The sequence below is a fragment of the Mesobacillus selenatarsenatis SF-1 genome (genome assembly GCF_000813125.1).
Taxonomy (GTDB): domain Bacteria; phylum Bacillota; class Bacilli; order Bacillales; family Cytobacillaceae; genus Mesobacillus; species Mesobacillus selenatarsenatis.
This window is the reverse complement of record NZ_BASE01000036.1, coordinates 1-18099: the sequence shown is the minus strand read 5'-3', so window position 1 is coordinate 18099 and position 18099 is coordinate 1. Positions and strand designations below refer to the sequence as shown.

Below are 18099 nucleotides of genomic sequence, written 5' to 3'. Positions count from 1 at the left end.
CCTTGGTCAGCCCCGACAAGCGCTGGAGGGACTGACGGTGAAGTCGTTCTTTGACTTCATTGGCAGGACCGAAGCGACTCGAGGGGCTAGGCGCTGGAGCTGGACATAAAGAAAAGCGAAAGCGCCTTGGTCAGCCCCGACAAGCGCTGGATTTCCGAGTAACATAATGAACTTCGGTAACTGAGCCGGAGTTCATTATGCTTTTACTGAATGTGCAAAGGCGGAATTCAATCAAGGGTGGTGAAGTACATGACGGCAATTATCGAGACGAAAGAGCTTAGTATTACATTTGGCGGCCATACCGCTGTAGACTCTGTCAGCATCTCAGTCCCGCATAATCATTTCAAATCAATCATCGGTCCAAACGGTGCCGGAAAAACGACCTTCTTCAACCTGTTGAGCGGGCAGCTTGCGCCGACGAAAGGACAGGTCATGTATAAAGGCAGTGATATCACAAAGCTCTCCCCGACTAAAAGAACAAGGGCAGGAATTGGACGGTCCTTCCAGATTACCAATGTATTCCCCAATCTGACAGTGATGGAAAATGTCCGCCTTGCGGTACAGTCACATGAAGGAGTCCGCTACCAGATGCTCAGGCATTTTCGTTCCTTTAAAAAATTTGAGGAGCAAGCAGAAGAGTGGCTGAAGCTGGTGTTGCTCGATGACAAGAAGGATGCACTTGCAAGGAACCTTGCCCATGGTGAGAAAAGGAAGCTGGAGATCGCCATGCTGCTTGCTTTGAACACTGAGGTACTGCTGCTCGATGAACCTACGGCAGGTATGTCACTGGAAGAAGTTCCGGCAATCCTCGAGGTGATCAAGAAAATCAAACAACGCGGTGACCGGACGATCATTTTGATTGAACACAAAATGGATATGATCATGGATCTTTCTGATTCCATCATGGTCCTGTTCAATGGCGCCCTGCTTGCTGATGGTACGCCAGAGGAAATCATGAAAAATGAAACGGTCCAGTCTGCCTATTTAGGAGGTTTGCATAGTGAGCACGCTGCTGAAGCTTGAACAGGTTGAGACATTCATTGGCCAGTATCACATTCTTCAAGGTATCTCATTTGAAGTGCCGAAGGGGGAGGTTACCGTATTGCTTGGCCGGAATGGTGCCGGGAAAACAACGACACTCAGAACGATCATGGGCCTGAACACGGCTTCTAAAGGTTCTGTTTTATTCAAAGAAGAAGAAATCAAGAGTCTGCCAACTTATTCGATTGCAAATAAAGGAATCGGATATGTTCCAGAAGATCAGGGAATTTTTGCCGGTCTGACTGTGGAAGAAAATATAAAGGTGGCAGTCAAAAAAGAGAACGATGAGACCCAACAGCGACTGGATTGGATTCTTGATCTTTTTCCTGATTTGAAAAAGTTCTGGAAAAAACCAGGCGGGCTTTTGAGCGGCGGCCAGAAGCAGATGCTTTCTATCGCTCGAGCATATGTCAATGACAATGAACTGCTCTTGATCGATGAACCGAGTAAAGGCCTCGCACCAATTGTTGTCGAGAAGGTAATGGAATCCATTCAGCAAATGAAGGATAAAACGACAATCATCCTTGTTGAACAAAACTTCATGATGGCCAGCACGATAGGCGATAGCTTTTACATCATTGACGATGGCAGGACGGTTTCGAACGGCTCAATGAATCTCCTTCGTGAGGATGAAGAAATGAGACGTAAATATCTCGGCATTGCGTAGGATAGGGGGAAGTAAAAGTGGATGTTTTGATTAACTTGAGCCTTAACGGTCTTGCCACGGGAATGCTGATCTTCCTTCTGGCAGCCGGCCTTACTTTAATTTTTGGCTTGATGGATGTACTAAACTTTGCCCATGGTGGATTGTTTGCCTGGGGCGCGTATAGTGGCATTTGGATTTATACCACGACAGGGAGCTTTCTAGTCGGAATCCTCGGCGCGATTCTTACTGGCATGATCCTCGGAATTATAACTGAGCGCTGGATCATTAAACCTGTTTACGGCAACCATGTACAGCAAATATTAATCACGCTTGGCTTGATGCTTGTTTTATCGGAGATGTTAAAAGTGGTCTGGGGACCTAACCAGATTTCAGCGGTAACCCCTGATTACCTTTCTGGCAGCTGGGAGTTTGGCGGGATCATTATCATCAAATACCGTGTTTTCATCATTGCCGTGGGATTTGCTGTATTCCTCGCTGTACAATACCTGCTGAAAAAGACAAAGATCGGCCTGGTCGTTCGCGCCGGGGTCATGAACAAGGAAATGGTCCAATCGCTAGGAGTCAACATCCAGAGAGTATTCATGTTCGTGTTCATGATTGGAGCGGGCATGGCTGCTCTTGGAGGGATGCTGCTAGGGCCATATTCTGGGGTGATTTATGCAGATATGGGCATGGAGTTCGCGATCCTTGCTTTCATCGTAGTGGTCATTGGTGGAATGGGAAGCTTTACAGGCTCGGTGATGGCCGCAATTCTGGTTGGATTGTCAGGTTCTTTCATGGCCTATTATGTTCCGGACCTGGCGCTGGCCGCTAACATGTTGCTCATGGCAGTCGTATTAATCTTCAGGCCACAAGGCTTATTTGGGGCAAAGGGGTGATGAAATGATGACAAGAATGTTTTCAAATCGAATGAACATCATATATTTACTTGTCGCAGGTTTTCTGGCACTGCTTCCTTTTGTCTACGATTCAAGAAGCTTGCTCATCCTTCTCTCCCAAGTGTTCATTTTTGCCGTATTGGCAATGAGCTATGACATCCTGCTCGGATACACGGGCATCGTCTCGTTCGGCCATGCGATGTTCTTTGGCATCGGGGCTTACACGGTTGGTGTCTTTATGAAAAGATTTGAACCGGAAACAAGCTACTTTCTGCTTGCTGTTCTGGTCACGATCTTGCTGACTGCTGTTGTCAGTTATATTGTCGGGCTGCTGACATTGCGGCTGAAAAGCCATTTTTACGCGATGTTGACAATGGCATTCGCCGGATTGTTTTTAGTACTCGCTGAAAAATGGCGCAGTGTTACTTATGGAAATGATGGATTCACCTTCAGGGTGCCAGAATTCCTGAAGGACCGGACTGACTTTTACCTGATTTGCCTTGTTTCGATGGTCATTGTATTCATTTTATTAAAAAGGTTCACCAATTCACCACTTGGAAGAGTCCTTCAGGCAATTCGGGAAAATGAGCAGCGGACAGAATCGCTCGGATATAGTGTTTTGCAATATAAAGTCATTGCGAGTGTCGTATCTGGAGTCATCGCGGGTATAGCGGGGATTTTATATGCTGTTTCCCTAAGGTTCGTTAACACGAGTGTTTTTACAATGGATATCACACTTGATGCCTTGCTGATGACGATCATAGGCGGAGTCGGGACGCTTGTCGGGGCGATTATCGGTGCGGGAATCATCGAGTTTTCACATCACTGGCTGACAGAACTGGCAAAGGTTCACTGGATTTTCGAAAGATGGATCATCTTTTTCGGAATCATTTATATCCTCGCAGTCATGTTCTTTCCGATGGGCATCGTCGGTTCCTTGCAGAAACTGAAATTCAGAAAGAAAAAGAAAGCTTCAGTTCCGGTTGGATCAGAGACTGTCAGCCAGGGAGATTCCTGATGGAAACAAAGCAAGTTACTTCATTCGTACTTCGTTTCCAGCTCGCGGATATCGAAATGGACAGCGGCAGAAAATACTGGAGAGTTAAGGTAACATATGTGCAGGAAGAAAAGGAAGCTATTTTTGATTCCGTAGAGTCGGCAATGGAATTTATTAAAGAAATTGTTGGAGACTCATAGAGTTAGTTTTTACTGTCCAACTCCAGCGCTTGCGCTTTTTTAAAAGGAGGGAAGAAGATGCAGATTGGCATTATCAGTACGGGAATTTACCTTCCTGAAAACTACGTCACAGGAGCAGAAATTGCCCAGTTGGCAGGAATTCCCGAACAAGTTGTGGAAGAAAAGATGGGAATCAGGAAAAAGCCGGTGCCAGGTCCGGGTGACCATACATGTGAGATGGGGATCAGAGCTGCGAGAATTGCTTTGGAAAAAGCGAACCTGGATCCTATGGACATCGACCTTGTCATCTATATTGGCGAGGAATACAAGGAGTATCCATTATGGACCGCTGGAATCAAGCTGCAGGAGGAAGTTGGTGCAAGGAATGCTTGGGCCTTTGACACGGCATTAAGATGCGGAACGACAGTGATGGCCCTGAAGCTTGCCAAAGGGATGATGCTCTCTGATTCGGCAATCAATACCGTCCTCCTCGCCGGAGGCTATCGCAATGGTGATTTCATAGATTACCAGAATCCGAGAACACGGTTCATGTACAATCTTGGGGCTGGCGGCGGTGCGATTTTATTGCAAAAGGGCCATCAGGAGAACGTGCTGCTGGAAACAGAAGTGATTACGGATGGGTCTTTTTCCGAGGATGTCGTCGTCGTTGCTGGAGGGACGAAAAATCCAATTTCGGCAGAGAATCTAGAGCGCGGGCTGTATCAGCTTGATGTTCTCGATCCCAAGGGAATGAAGGAGAGGCTAGAGCAAAAGTCGATGGCTAATTTCCTGAAGGTCATCTCTCGGTCCGTTGAAAAAAGCGGGTTTTCCGAAAAAGATATCTCCTACGTCGGGATGTTACACATGAAGCGGTCGGCACATGATTTTGTATTGAGGGAGCTAGGGCTTGCGGAAGAAAACTCTATCTACCTCGAAGACTATGGGCATATTGGACAGATTGACCAGATCCTGTCGCTGGAACTGGCAGAAAAGGCAGGGAAATTGAAGGACGGAGATGTAGCTGTTCTTGTCAGTGCAGGGATAGGCTATGCATGGGGCGCAACAACCATTGTTTGGGGAAAGGGTGTGCTGTAATGGAAAAAACAGCAGTGGAATTGAAGAAAGTTGATTTGCAGAATGGGGAAACATTCGCGTATAGAGAACGGGATGGCGGAACCAAGAATGTTCTATTGATCCACGGTAACATGACATCATCCAAACACTGGGACATATTGATTGATCAGATAGATCCTGAATATAAAATTTTTGCGGTTGACCTGCGGGGGTTTGGTGAGTCCAGCTATCATAAGCCGATCATGTCAATCAAGGACTTTTCTGATGATGTAAAGTTGTTTGTAGATGAAATTGGATTGAAGGAGTTTGCACTTGTTGGCTGGTCGACGGGAGGAGTAGTAGGGATGCAATTCGCCGCTGATTATCCAGGTTATTGTGAAAAACTTGTGCTGCTCGCATCAGCATCAACGAGAGGATATCCGTTCTTCGGCACGAGTGCAGAGGGTCTGCCAGATGTAAATAACCGGCTGATTACTTATGAGGATGTAAAAGCGGATACTGGTAAAACGGTTGCCGTCCAGACGGCCTATGACCAGCATAATAGAGGATTTTTAAAGGCAATGTGGAATATGTTGATTTATACCAATCGTCAGCCGGAAGAACGTCTCTATGATGAGTATATTGATGATATGCTGACACAGCGCAATCTCGCGGAAGTCTACCATTCTCTTAATACATTTAATATTAGTTCCGTAAATAATGGCCTGAAGGATGGAACAGATCAGGTGAAGGATATCCAGATCCCTGTGCTTGTGCTCCGGGGTGACCGAGATCTCGTTGTTACTGAGAGGATGACCGAGGAAATCGTCGAGGATTTTGAAGGGCGCGCAAGGTTTGTAGAATTGAAGGATTGCGGCCACTCGCCATTAGTAGATGACCTGGATCAGCTATTGCAGCATATCGAAGGATTTTTAGCAGAGTAGGAAGGTGTTTTTATGAGATTGAAAGATAAAGTAGCGATTATTACAGGTGCAGCGAACGGAATCGGGCTTGCTGCAGCAAAGACTTTTGCGCGTGAAGGTGCCAGGATTGCAATGGCTGACTTTGATGAGGAAACAGGATCAAATCGAGCAGCCGAACTGTCTGCTGATGGCTATGACGTCGCTTTTTTTCAGGTGAACGTTGCCGACAGGGCCAGTGTAGATTCGTTGGTCCAAAACGTTTTAGGATACTTTGGCAAAATTGATATTTTAATAAATAATGCAGGCATCACCAGGGATGGGATGCTTCATAAGCTTTCGGCAGAGGATTTTCAAAAGGTCGTTGATGTCAACCTGACCGGCGTATTCAATTGCGCCCAGGCGGTTGTGCCAGCGATGGTTCAGCAAGGTTCAGGGAGAATCATCAATACATCATCCGTTTCCGGCATATATGGCAACGTGGGACAGACAAACTACGCAGCAACAAAAGCCGGAGTCGTCGGGATGACGAAAACATGGGCAAAGGAACTTGGCCGCAAAGGCATCAATGTCAATGCTGTAGCGCCAGGTTTCATCGAAACAGGTATGACCGCCGCGGTGCCAGACAAAGTGATTGAACAAATGAAAATGCTTGTCCCGCTTGGCAGGCTCGGTTTGCCAGAGGATATAGCCGACGCCTATTTGTTCCTTGCTTCAGACGAATCAAAATATGTAAACGGCACGACTCTTCATGTCGATGGCGGGATTATGATGTAAGATTGAAAAGCGCACTTGATGCGCTTTTTTATTATGGGTAAGAAGGGGAGGAATATATTTGAGCCAACCGTAGATAAAATGATTTCAACTGGAGATAAATCTCTTTCAACCGGAGATAAATCTCTCTTAACTGGAGATAAATCTCTCTTAACTGGAGATAAATCTCTCTTAACTGGAGATAAATCTCTCAACCGTAGAAATACTCGAGCTAAGCGTAGGTAAATCCGTTTCAAACCCTCCGAGCCGCGAAAAAACCTCCCCACTGTTAATAAAATTGCTTCAAAAGGTCATGCCAATTGGTATTAAAATTACTTAATCTCTATAAATGGCACACTCCCTATTCCTTACCCTATCTCCACTTTTTGCATCCACCAATCATCACTTTAAGGTTAACTTCCCACCAAAAGTGGTAAATGGTATTAAAAAAGGATGAGGTGCTGTACATGGAAGAAACTAAGCAGAAGTACTACTTTAATATAGAAAGTGGCGAGGTTCTGGACACGCCAGCCGAGCCGGAGGGCCATTTATTCACGTTGATCGCGACAGGAGAAGAAATCAAGGATCTGCGCGAGTATCTCACCGAAAATTATAAGGCGGATTGGGCAACCTTTGGCAACTCTCACCTTCGCCCTTTTACCGACCCAGACCGTGAACATGCTGAATATGACTTTGCGATGAAGGAGATTTACGCGATGGTCTACAAACTGGGTGATGCTGAAGCCAGGAATCATGTGAAAAGCATGGGGATATTTACGGAAGAAGAGTTAAGTGGGATATAAAATTTTGACACCATAGCTGATGCTGTGGTGTCTTTTTCTGTTGCCAGAAAAATATTTTAGTGTGGATATATTTATAAGTTTTTTTAATTCAGCTCCAGGTGCTTATCGGAGCTGACCAAGGTGCTTGCGCTTTTTGTTTTATGTAACTATCCTGTAACTCCCATTTTCTAAAATAAACCCATCATGACGAGAGAGGGAGAGATTGCGGTGAGGTGGGAGCTCGATTGGCTTGAAAAAAGAGCAAGTTTGACCCCGAAGGCCGCTGCGATTATCGATGCAGAGACAGGTCAGGACTGGTCGTACAGGGAAGTCAATGATCGGGCTAAAGCTATCGCAGCGTGGCTGGAAACAGAAGGGGTAAAAAAGGGAGACAGAATAGCCTTGCTCGCGCCAAATGGAATCTGTTATTTTGATTTGCTGTTTGCCTGTGGAAAGATCGGCGCCATTTTCGTGCCGTTGAACTGGAGGCTATCTGTCGATGAATTAGCCTTTATTATAAAAGATTGTGAACCCTCAATCCTTGCGATCCATTCAAGTTTTACAAAAGAAGTGACGATGATCTGGGGTGAGGAAGATCGCTGCATTCAAATAGATGGTACCCGATTCTCGGGGCTGATTGAAAAATTCGCCGGCCAGCGTGAAAAGCGTGAAATCGATTTGGAAGAGGAAGACCCTCTGGCAATGATTTATACAGGCGGGACCACTGGGAAACCAAAAGGAGCGGTTCTGTCACATCGGGCAATCATCTGGAACAGCATTTCCACGATCGCCAGCTGGAATCTTACGAATGAAGACCGAACGGTGACATATTTACCATTATTCCACACTGGAGGGCTGAATGCTCTTTCCGTTCCAATCCTGATGGCAGGGGGCACCGTCGTCCTGGCCAATGACTTTACACCGGAAAGTGCGATTAAGAATGTAATTGAGCATAAGTGCACGATCGTCCTGTTTGTCCCGACGATGCACCATATGCTTGTTAAATCGGATTGCTTTCACAAGGCAGTATTCAAGGACATAAAGCTATTTTTATCAGGTGGAGCCCCATGCCCGCTCGAAATTTATGAAGCTTACAAACAGAAGGGTATTGCCTTCAAGGAGGGGTATGGACTGACAGAGGCTGGGCCAAATAATTTTTACATAGATCCTTTAGATGCAGATGTAAAAAGAGGCTCAGTCGGCAAGCCAATGTTATTCCATAATATCAGGATTCTGGATGTAGCCGGAAACGAGACTGGAGAGGATGAGGTCGGTGAACTCGCCATCCAGGGGAATCATACATTTTCATATTACTGGAAAAATAAAAACGCGACGAATGACACATTGAAGGACGGCTGGCTCTATACTGGAGATCTGGCAAAAAGAGATAGGGATGGCTATTACTATATTGTCGGCAGGAAAAAAGAGATGATCATCACGGGTGGTGAAAATGTCTATCCGCTCGAAATTGAGCACTGGCTCTGTGCCCATCCTTCTATTCGCGAGGCTGCTGTGGTCGGTATACCGGATGAAAAGTGGGGAGAGGTAGTGACTGCCTTCATTGTTCTTGAAGAAGGAGCCGATCTTGGGGAACAGGATGCAAAAATGCATTGCAGGCAGAAGCTGGGCGGTTATAAAGTACCGAAAGTGATCCATACCATTGGCCAGATGCCGAAGACACATGTAGGCAAAATTGATAAAAAACAACTGAAAGAAGATGCGTTGTCTGCTTCAGGCCAAAAGCCTGTCAGCTAAAATAGAAGAAAGGCGTTTCAGCCAGCGTTTGCTGACTGGAATGCCTTTTTTTGAATCAGGATGCAAAGTACAATATTAACAGAGAAGAGTGCAAATAAGAGAATCATGACTCCGCTAAATGGCAGCAGGGCCGCGACCGGCGGAGCGAGGCTGGCGCCGGTCAGCAGGATAAATGAATAGAGTGACAATGCTTTGGCTCGCTGGCTGCTGCCGTAGAAGCCGATCAGAGTAATGATGGTAGGTATGACGAGTGAAATCGATGAAACAAAAAAGATGGAGAGAAAATCAAAGCTCCGGTAGAATGGAATAAAAGCAGCAGGAATGCGCTCGTAGATCCGATGGCCAAACCAAACTTCAATGTGCGAAGTTCTCCCCAGCGATCCATCAATTTACCCGTGAAGAGGGAAAGAGAAGCGCCAATTAATCCAACAAGCCGGATCATCAATAGGTCTGATTCAGGTCCGTTAAAATAACGGCCAATTGCATCATAGAAAGAGATAATCGCAAACAACAGTGTGAATGTAATACTATAGCATTTCATCAAGCGAGAATCTTTTAGCAATTGAAAAAAGCCTCGCCATAAAGGCTTGCTTTCTACCGACTGTGGTGGTGACTCTTTCAGCAGGAAAAAAGCAGCAGCAAATAGAAAAAAATAGACAATTGAGAAGAAAAAGAAGACACTGTTCCAGGAAAAAACACCGGCCAGAAAATCACTGGCAACCTGACCGAAGATTCCCGCGATTAAAAATCCAGTATTGATCAGTACAACAAGGATGGTCCTCTGCCGAAAATTGAATACATCATAGGAGTAGGCGAAAGCAACTGAAGCGAAGGTAGCCAGAGTGATTCCCTGGAGCGAACGGGCGATCCACAAACTGGCGGATCCGGCAGAAAAGCCGACGCCCAGTGTTGTCAGTGCTGAGGCCAAAAGTCCGAACACAAGGATTTTCCTTCTCCCTGTGAAATCGGATACCGGCCCGAATGAAAGCAGTCCGCAGGCATAGAAAAAAGTAAATAGCCCTCCGGCCAATACAACGTGGGATTCGGCGATCAATAGGTCATCCGCAAGAACGGAATAAATGGGAATCAGCGTATAAATATTGCTTGCGACCATGATGGCGCAAATTGTCAGTAGGATGGAAGCCTTGTGAAAAAAGGACATGGATTTCATGTATATCACCTGCCACCACTAACATATGCAGCCACCACTGATTTTGGAGGTTGTTTTGGGAAAAATTAACGGGCTTCCTGCTTCCAAAATGGCCTGAAAAAAAGGTATAATGAATGATATATAGAACAATCGTTTGGTATGTAGAAGGCGCATGAATATGAAGCGCCTTTTTCAATTTTAAAAGTGATACAGAGATAGATATTTTAAGAGAGAAAGGGGAAGTCAGATGTCTGTACGTTTAGTACTCGGGCGCTCGGGAAGCGGCAAAACCGAGATGGTCATAAATGAAATCAAGGACAGGCTTATTTCCGACCCGCAGGGGGATCCGGTAGTTTATCTTGTTCCTGAACAAATGTCATTTCTTTCAGAATACAGATTGTCCACTGACCCTGAGCTTGGGGGGATGATCAGGGCGCAGGTTTTCAGCTTTCCGCGCCTTGCCTGGAGAACCCTGCAGGAAACCGGCGGGTATACTCGCCAGCATTTGGACAGCGTCGGGATCAGCATGATGATCCGCAAAATCATTGAGGATAAAAAAGATGACTTGAAAATCTTCCAAAAGGCAGCGGATAAAAATGGCTTTGTCCAGCTGATGGAGCAGATGCTGATTGAGTTCAAACGCTATGCGATTAACCCGGATGAGCTCACTGGAAAAATGGAGGATAGCTCTGCAGGCAATAAAGCGCTGAAGGATAAAGTCCATGATCTTGAGTTAGTTTATCGTCAATTTGAAGATGAATTATTCGGCAAATATATCGATTCAGAGGATTACTTTAAACTGCTTGCCGAGAAAATCCCTGCCTCACAATATTTAAAAAATGCGGAAGTATACATCGATGGTTTTTACAGCTTCACTCCCCTTGAATTGATGATCATTGACCAGCTGATCGGCACATGTAAAAGGGTGACGATCGCGCTGCCCGTCGACCAGGGTTTTAAAGATGCTAAGCCTGACGAACTGCATTTATTCAGGATAACTGGAGAAACCTGCTCAACACTGTATGACATGATTAGGACTAAAGGCTATGAGCTGGAAGAAGACGTCGTGTTGACAGAGCAGAGACGTTGGCAGGATGAATCCCTTGAGCACCTTGAAAGAGAATTTGATTCCAGGCCTGCCGTTAAATATGACGGAGAGGCTGCGATCCATATCGCCCAGGCTGCCAACAGAAGGGCAGAACTTGAAGGGGTTGCGCGCAAGATTCTCGGACTTGCAAGGGATAATGGTTACCGTTACCGTGATATTGCGGTTTTGATGAGAGGCAGCGAATATCGCGAAGTGCTTGAAACGATTTTTGATGATTATGGGCTTCCATACTTTATCGACCAGAAGCGGAATATGCTTCATCATCCATTGATTGAGCTCGTTCGTTCCAGCCTTGAAACGGTATTGGGTAACTGGCGATATGAACCGATTTTTCGGGCTGTAAAAACTGACTTATTGTTCCCGGATGGCGTTAATCTGAACAAGATGCGCGAACAGATGGATGTGCTGGAGAACTATGTACTTGCATATGGCATCCAGGGGGTTAAATGGACGAAAAAAGAACGATGGAAATACCGAAGGATCCGCGGCCTTGAGTATGACAGTGTGGCCCAGACGGATGCAGAAAAACAGACAGAACAGGAACTGAATGATCTGCGGCTATTGATTACTTCTCCGCTGCTGCGGCTGGCCCGCCGCTTGAAGCGTGCTGACACGGGAAGGAAGCTTTCGGAAGCAGTCTATCTATTCATGGAAGAGCTTGATATACCAGCCAAGCTCGAGGCATGGAGAATGGGTGCTGAACAGGAAGGAAAGCTGGTAGAGGCGAGGGAGCATGAACAAGCCTGGAATGCAGTAATCAACCTTCTTGACCAGTTCGTCGAGATGCTTGGTGACACAAAAGTTGCGCCTAAAAAGTTCGTGACGATTCTTGATGCTGGCTTTGAATCATTAAGGTTCTCACTTATTCCACCTGCAATTGACCAGATTTTGGTTGCCGACCTTGAAAAGACAAGGCTTGCCGATGTTAAGGTCGCATTTGTGATCGGCGTCAATGAAGGTGTTCTGCCGGCGAAGATGTCGGAGGAGGGGATTTTTGCGGATGATGACCGGGAACTTTTGCAGTCAAAAGGCATAAAGCTTGCCCCAAGCAGCCGCACGAAGCTGCTGGACGAAAACTTCATTGCTTATAAGGCATTTGTGACGCCTTCAGAACAGCTGTATATCAGTTACCCTATAGCCAATGAAGAAGGGAAAGCTTTGATGCCATCTTCATTTATTAAGAGGATTTCTGATCTTTTCCCTGAACATCAATCCCACTTCTTCCTGCCAGATCCATCGGAATTGCCGGAAGAGGAGCAAATAGAGTACGCAGCTGGAGAAAACGTTGCTCTGTCTTATCTGACATCCCAGCTTCAATTGAAGAAGCGCAATTATCCAGTCTATGATTTTTGGTGGGATGTTTACGATTATTATATTAAGGATCATCAATGGGCTGATACTGCACGCAAGGTTCTTTCAAGCCTATTTTACGAAAACAGGACGAAGCAGTTGTCCGAAGAAGTCACGAAGGAGCTATATGGTGATGAAATTCAGGCCAGTGTATCAAGGATGGAATTGTTCAATAGCTGCCCATTCTCGCACTACGTTCAGCATGGATTGAAGCTGCGCGACCGCCAGATCTTCCGTCTTGAGGCTCCGGATATCGGTGATTTGTTCCACGCTGCGTTGAAGGAAATTGCCGAGACCGTCATGCAGCAAAACCTCAGCTGGGCCCAGCTTACAAGAGCCCAGGCTGAAGAACTGGCAAGGGATGCAGTCCAAAAGCTGGCTCCTAAACTGCAGAATGAGATCTTGATGAGTTCGAACAGACATCATTATATCAGGCAGAAGCTGCAGAATATCATCAGTCGCGCGTCGCTTGTTTTAAGTGAGCATGCCAAGGTCAGCGGATTTTCACCTGTAGGCCTGGAGCTTGGCTTCGGACGCCAGGGAAAACTGCCGCCGCTTGCTTTTTCGCTGAAAAATGGCACCAGGATGGAACTGATGGGCCGGATTGACCGCGTCGATAAAGCAGAGGACGACAAGGGAATGTACCTACGGGTCGTCGATTATAAATCCAGCGTGAAGGATGTCAATCTGACGGAGGTTTATCATGGTGTGGCCCTTCAGATGCTCACCTACCTGGATATCATCATCACTCATTCGCCGATGTTGGTCGGCAAGGCTGCTGACCCGGCGGGAGTCCTGTATTTCCATGTCCATAACCCTATTGTCAACGCATCGAAAATGCTGACTCTTGATGAAATTGAAGAGGAAATCCTCAAGCGCTTTAAAATGAATGGATTGCTGCTCAGTGATGAGAATGTCATCAGGCTGATGGACAAGGGATTGGATACAGGCAGTTCGCAGATTATTTCCGCAGGTTTTAAAAAGGATGGAAGTCTGCTTAAAAGCTCAAAGGTGGCCAGCAAGGAGGACTTTGACCATTTGCGGCAATTTGTGCGTCATAAGTATGTGGAAACCGGCAACAGGATTGTCAGCGGAATCGTCGATGTTGCGCCGTATAAGCTAAAGGACAGGGCACCGTGTACATTCTGTTCCTTCAAGCCGGTCTGTCAGTTTGACCAGGCTGTGGAATCGAATGATTTCAGGAAGCTTCCAGTCATTAAAAAAGAAGATTTGCTAGCGTCGCTCCACCAAGATCAAGGGATTGAGGCGAATGATAGCTTACCAGGAGTAAATGATAGATTAGAAAAAATTAAGAAACAGGATATTATGGCATCAATGAGGGAGGAGGAAGAGGACCTTGGCTAAAACAAATATACCGCCAGTGCCGGAAGGGGCAACCTGGACGGAAGACCAGTGGAAGGCGATCATGGCATCGGGACAGGATATCCTTGTCGCAGCGGCAGCAGGGTCAGGAAAAACTGCGGTGCTTGTTGAGAGAATCATTAAGAAAATCACTTCGGAAAGCAATCCGATTGATGTTGATGAATTGCTCGTCGTGACATTCACCAATGCCTCTGCGGCTGAAATGCGCCACCGGATAGGGGAAGCGCTCGAAAAAGCAATCGACAGCAACCCGGCTTCAACTCATTTGAAAAAGCAGCTTAGTCTCTTGAACAGAGCGTCTATTTCAACACTCCATTCATTCTGCCTAGAAGTGATCAGAAAGTATTATTACTTGATCGAAGTTGACCCTGGTTTCAGGATTGCTGATGAAACCGAAGGGCAGCTGCTTCGTGACGAAGTGATTGAGGATCTTTTTGAAGAAGAATACGGAAAGGAAGATAACCAGCACTTTTTCAACCTGGTGGATGCGTTCACGAATGACCGCAGCGATGAAGGCTTGAAGGATATCATTGTTGACCTTTTTGACTTTGCCAGATCCAATCCATCTCCTGATGCCTATCTTGATTCAATCGTTTCAATGTATGATGCAGCAGGCAGCACGGCGATAGAGAACCTGCCCTTCATGAAAGTGCTCATTGCGGATATTGAGCTTCAGCTCCAGGGGGCGAACCAGCTTCTTGAAAAAGGGATGGAGATCACCAAAATGCCTGGGGGACCTGCTCCAAGGGCAGTTAATTTCACTGAAGACCTGCATGTGATTGATACTTTGCTTGCTGCAAAAGACCGATCATGGGGAGAGCTATATGACGCGATCCAGCTCGCCAATTTTGGCAGGGCGAAAACATGCCGCGGCGATGATTTCAACAAGGATCTTGTAGATAAGGCGGCCAAACTCCGAGACCGGGCAAAGAAAATCGTCCAGGACTTGAGGGGGGAACTATTTTCACGAAAACCTGAAAGTTTCCTGAAGGATATGCAGGAAATGAAACCATTGATCGCTGTCCTGATTGATCTTGTAAAAGAATTCTCACACCGGTTTGGAGAAGTGAAGCAGGAGCGTGGCCTTGTTGATTTCTCGGACCTTGAGCATTATACACTGGAAATCCTGACAGCAAAATCAGATTCGGAGGAAGAATTCCCTGCAGGTGAATCTAAACCTTCAGAAGCAGCACTCGCCTATCGCAATAAATTCAAGGAAGTGCTGGTGGATGAATACCAGGATACGAACATGGTACAGGAAGCGATTCTCCAGCTTGTGACAGCTGATGGGGAGACATCAGGAAACTTGTTCATGGTTGGTGATGTAAAGCAGTCAATCTACAAGTTCCGTCTTGCTGAGCCTAATCTGTTCCTGGGTAAATACAACAGGTTCACATCGAATGGCGAAGGAACAGGATTGAAAATAGACTTGGCCAAGAACTTCCGGAGCCGCAGGGAGGTTCTTGATGGAACCAATTATTTATTCAAGCAAATCATGGGCATCAAGGTAGGCGAGATCCATTACGATGAGAATGCTGAGCTGAAGAAAGGAGCGCACTATCCTGAAGATGACGAGTTCCCTGTGGAGCTGCTCTTAATAGATAAAAGTGAGGGCGCATCATCAGAAAGTGATCCTGGGGAAGATAGTGAAAGTGCAGCAGATGAATTTGACGCAGACGACCTGGAACAATCCCAGCTCGAAGCAAGGCTGATGGCGAAGCATATTAAGGATATGGTAGAAGAGCGACGGGGTGTTTACAATCCAAAGACTAAGACATCAAAACCCGTCAACTACCGTGATGTCGTCATACTCCTCCGCTCGATGACATGGGCGCCGCAAATCATGGAGGAGTTCAAGCAGCAGGGCATCCCGATTTACGCAAACCTTTCCACTGGTTATTTCCAGGCAACAGAGGTAGCAATCATGATTTCCTTGTTGAAGGTGATCGACAATCCTTATCAGGATATCCCTCTGGCTGCAGTCTTGAGATCCCCGATAGTTGGACTGGATGAAGAAGAGCTTGCCATCATCAGGGTCAGCCAGAAACGCGGTTCTTTCTATGAAGCATTGACAGCATTCTGCCATCAAAAACCGTTGCCGGAAAATGAAGAATTGCAAGAGAAGACAAGTCGCTTCTTCGAAAGTTTAAAGAGCTGGAGGACTTCAGCAAGACAGGGTTCTGTATCTGATTTGATCTGGCAATTATACAGGGAAACCCGTTTCTTCGATTTTGCCGGCGGGATGCCAGGAGGCAAGCAACGCCAGGCAAACTTGCGAGCATTATATGATCGCGCGAGACAATATGAAGCAACGAGTTTCCGCGGCCTGTTCCGCTTTTTGCGATTCATTGAGCGGATGAGGGAGCGAGGCGACGACCTTGGTGCTGCAAGAGCTCTTGGAGAGCAGGAAGATGTGGTCAGGGTCATGACGATCCACAGCAGCAAGGGACTTGAGTTCCCGGTAGTCTTCGTTGCCGGCCTGGCCCGCAATTTCAATACTATGGACCTGAAAAAATTCTACATGCTCGATAAAGAGTTTGGTTTCGCGGCAAAATATATCAATCCTGAGAAGCGAATTTCCTACCCTTCCTTGCCGCAGTTAGCCTTCAAGCGCAAGCATAAGATGGAAATGCTGGCAGAGGAAATGAGAGTACTATACGTTGCCTTGACGCGTGCCAAGGAAAAGCTTTACTTGATAGGATCGGTTAAGGATGCTGAAAAAACGATCAGTAAATGGCAGGACGAGGCAAGCCATCCTGACTGGCTGCTGGATGAATATTTAAGGGCGTCAGCTTCGGGCTATATTGACTGGATTGGCCCCGCGGTTATCCGCCACCAGGATTGTGACTACATCAGGGGAAGTGAGGTTTCCCTTCATCCGAGACTGGGGGAAGATATTACAAAACATTCTTCCCGCTGGAAAATCGACACTATCAAAGCAGAGGAAATTGCTTCATATGGTGACGAGAAAACCGAAGTACACGAAAGCGTGATGGACCTTGTTGAAGCAGGAAAACCTGTAAACAAAGAATCTCAACTGGCAGAATCAGTGCACAGGCAGCTTTCATGGAATTATCACTTCAAGGAAGCGGCAAATCACCGTTCAAAACAGTCCGTTACAGAGCTGAAGCGCAACCACGAAACCAGGGATGAAGAGAGCGGTACACAGATTGTCAGGAAGTTCACAAAACCAATCCTCAACAGGCCAAGATTCATGCAGGAGAAAAAGCTTACACCTGCAGAACGGGGAACAGCGATGCATATGGTCATGCAGCATATCGATCTTAACCAGCCAGTAACGGAAGCTTCACTCGAGATGCAGCTGGAGAAGATGGTGGAGAAGGAGTTGCTTTTTGATGAGCAACGCGATGCTGTAGATAAGAAATGGATACTTGCCTTTTTTGAAACTGACATTGGCAAACGGCTGTTGACTGCGGAAAAAGTCAGCCGGGAGGTACCTTTTTATCTGTCATTGCCGTCAAAAGAAGTATATCCTGATTGGCAGGGAAAAAACGAGCCGATTTTTATCCAGGGGGTAGTGGACTGTATTTTCCAAGATAAAATCGGAACAGTTCTGCTTGATTTTAAAACGGATGGCATCCATGACCGTTATAAAGGCGGCTTCGAACAGGCAAAGCCGATTCTGGAAGAACGCTATCGAATCCAGATCAGTTTGTATGCCAAAGCAATCGAACAAGTATGGAAGCAGCCTGTTGAAGAGAAGTACTTGTATTTCTTCGACGGCGGACATCTGCTTGAACTAGACCAGATATAAAGTAATGTTAAAAACCGGTGGGATGTGAATAATAATCCTGCCGGTTTTTTTATATTAATTTTCTCAGGAACATTCTTCATCGAAATTTGTATTGGCTGTAAATTAGATGACATGACAATCGTAGTAAGCTTGTGTAGGAACCCATTGTAGCATTGGCGCCATAAAAAACAGAAAACCTGGAAATGTGGTAACCAATAGAGGGCATTGGTGCCATAAAAAGCAGAAATCCAGGAAATTAGGTAACCAATAGAGGGCATTGGTGCCCTAAAAAGCAGAAATCCTGGAGATTAGGTAACCAATAGAGGGTA

The 18099-nt window shown here is 46.2% G+C and carries 14 protein-coding genes; 12 read left to right on the top strand and 2 right to left on the bottom strand.

Annotated features, from left to right (window positions below):
• Window positions 1–249: 249 nt before the first annotated feature.
• The 10 genes from TY49_RS08155 (at window position 250) to TY49_RS08110 (ending at window position 9025) form a co-directional block, all read left to right on the top strand.
• Entirely contained in the window at window positions 250–1023 is a 774-nt protein-coding gene (locus TY49_RS08155) for an ABC transporter ATP-binding protein (RefSeq protein ID WP_041965417.1), read from the top strand.
• Entirely contained in the window at window positions 1001–1708 is a 708-nt protein-coding gene (locus TY49_RS08150; RefSeq protein ID WP_041965416.1) for an ABC transporter ATP-binding protein, read from the top strand. Before TY49_RS08155 ends, TY49_RS08150 begins: the two co-directional genes overlap by 23 nt.
• Before the next feature lie 17 nt (window positions 1709–1725).
• A complete protein-coding gene (locus TY49_RS08145) occupies window positions 1726–2586 on the top strand; it encodes a branched-chain amino acid ABC transporter permease (RefSeq protein WP_041965415.1) in 861 nt (286 codons plus the stop codon).
• Window positions 2587–2590: 4 nt separating this feature from the next.
• A complete protein-coding gene (locus TY49_RS08140; protein WP_041965414.1) occupies window positions 2591–3604 on the top strand; it encodes a branched-chain amino acid ABC transporter permease in 1014 nt (337 codons plus the stop codon).
• Window positions 3604–3783: a hypothetical protein gene (locus TY49_RS08135; protein WP_041965413.1), complete on the top strand. Its 180-nt coding sequence runs from the start codon at window positions 3604–3606 to the stop codon at window positions 3781–3783. Before TY49_RS08140 ends, TY49_RS08135 begins: the two co-directional genes overlap by 1 nt.
• Window positions 3784–3840: 57 nt before the next feature.
• Window positions 3841–4857, top strand: coding sequence for a 3-oxoacyl-ACP synthase (locus tag TY49_RS08130; protein ID WP_041965412.1), 1017 nt, complete (start codon window positions 3841–3843; stop codon window positions 4855–4857).
• Window positions 4857–5759, top strand: coding sequence for an intracellular short-chain-length polyhydroxyalkanoate depolymerase (phaZ, locus tag TY49_RS08125; RefSeq protein WP_041965411.1), 903 nt, complete (start codon window positions 4857–4859; stop codon window positions 5757–5759). Before TY49_RS08130 ends, phaZ begins: the two co-directional genes overlap by 1 nt.
• A 12-nt stretch (window positions 5760–5771) precedes the next feature.
• Window positions 5772–6512 carry a 3-oxoacyl-ACP reductase FabG gene (fabG, locus tag TY49_RS08120; RefSeq protein ID WP_041965410.1) on the top strand — a complete coding sequence of 247 codons (741 nt, stop codon included), beginning with the start codon at window positions 5772–5774 and terminating at the stop codon, window positions 6510–6512.
• 443 nt (window positions 6513–6955) lie between these two features.
• Entirely contained in the window at window positions 6956–7291 is a 336-nt protein-coding gene (locus tag TY49_RS08115) for a hypothetical protein (RefSeq protein ID WP_041965428.1), read from the top strand.
• Between the two features lie 207 nt (window positions 7292–7498).
• Complete coding sequence (locus tag TY49_RS08110; RefSeq protein WP_041965409.1) at window positions 7499–9025, top strand: class I adenylate-forming enzyme family protein; 1527 nt, start codon at window positions 7499–7501, stop codon at window positions 9023–9025.
• Window positions 9026–9042: 17 nt separating this feature from the next.
• Here the strand turns inward: TY49_RS08110 and TY49_RS25225 are convergent, their stop codons facing one another.
• Both TY49_RS25225 and TY49_RS08105 read right to left on the bottom strand, forming a co-directional pair.
• Window positions 9043–9213 (bottom strand): hypothetical protein, encoded by a 171-nt coding sequence (locus TY49_RS25225; protein ID WP_232310416.1) that lies wholly within the window; start codon window positions 9211–9213, stop codon window positions 9043–9045.
• 35 nt (window positions 9214–9248) lie between these two features.
• Window positions 9249–10196 carry an MFS transporter gene (locus TY49_RS08105; protein WP_232310415.1) on the bottom strand — a complete coding sequence of 316 codons (948 nt, stop codon included), beginning with the start codon at window positions 10194–10196 and terminating at the stop codon, window positions 9249–9251.
• Between the two features lie 226 nt (window positions 10197–10422).
• Between TY49_RS08105 and addB the strand changes: the two genes are divergently transcribed.
• Together addB and addA are read left to right on the top strand one after the other, a co-directional pair.
• Window positions 10423–13998 (top strand): helicase-exonuclease AddAB subunit AddB, encoded by a 3576-nt coding sequence (gene addB / locus TY49_RS08100; protein WP_084135430.1) that lies wholly within the window; start codon window positions 10423–10425, stop codon window positions 13996–13998.
• Entirely contained in the window at window positions 13991–17791 is a 3801-nt protein-coding gene (addA, locus tag TY49_RS08095; RefSeq protein ID WP_041965408.1) for a helicase-exonuclease AddAB subunit AddA, read from the top strand. The genes addB and addA overlap by 8 nt, the downstream gene beginning before the upstream one ends.
• The last annotated feature ends 308 nt before the right edge of the window (window positions 17792–18099 follow it).

Coding starts and splice junctions, on each gene's coding strand:
- TY49_RS08140 (WP_041965414.1), top strand. CDS start 2,591: ATGATGACAAGAATGTTTTCAAATCGAATGAACATCATATATTTACTT.
- phaZ (WP_041965411.1), top strand. CDS start 4,857: ATGGAAAAAACAGCAGTGGAATTGAAGAAAGTTGATTTGCAGAATGGG.
- TY49_RS08135 (WP_041965413.1), top strand. CDS start 3,604: ATGGAAACAAAGCAAGTTACTTCATTCGTACTTCGTTTCCAGCTCGCG.
- TY49_RS08105 (WP_232310415.1), bottom strand. CDS start 10,196: ATGAAATCCATGTCCTTTTTTCACAAGGCTTCCATCCTACTGACAATT.
- addB (WP_084135430.1), top strand. CDS start 10,423: ATGTCTGTACGTTTAGTACTCGGGCGCTCGGGAAGCGGCAAAACCGAG.
- fabG (WP_041965410.1), top strand. CDS start 5,772: ATGAGATTGAAAGATAAAGTAGCGATTATTACAGGTGCAGCGAACGGA.
- TY49_RS08130 (WP_041965412.1), top strand. CDS start 3,841: ATGCAGATTGGCATTATCAGTACGGGAATTTACCTTCCTGAAAACTAC.
- TY49_RS08155 (WP_041965417.1), top strand. CDS start 250: ATGACGGCAATTATCGAGACGAAAGAGCTTAGTATTACATTTGGCGGC.
- TY49_RS08115 (WP_041965428.1), top strand. CDS start 6,956: ATGGAAGAAACTAAGCAGAAGTACTACTTTAATATAGAAAGTGGCGAG.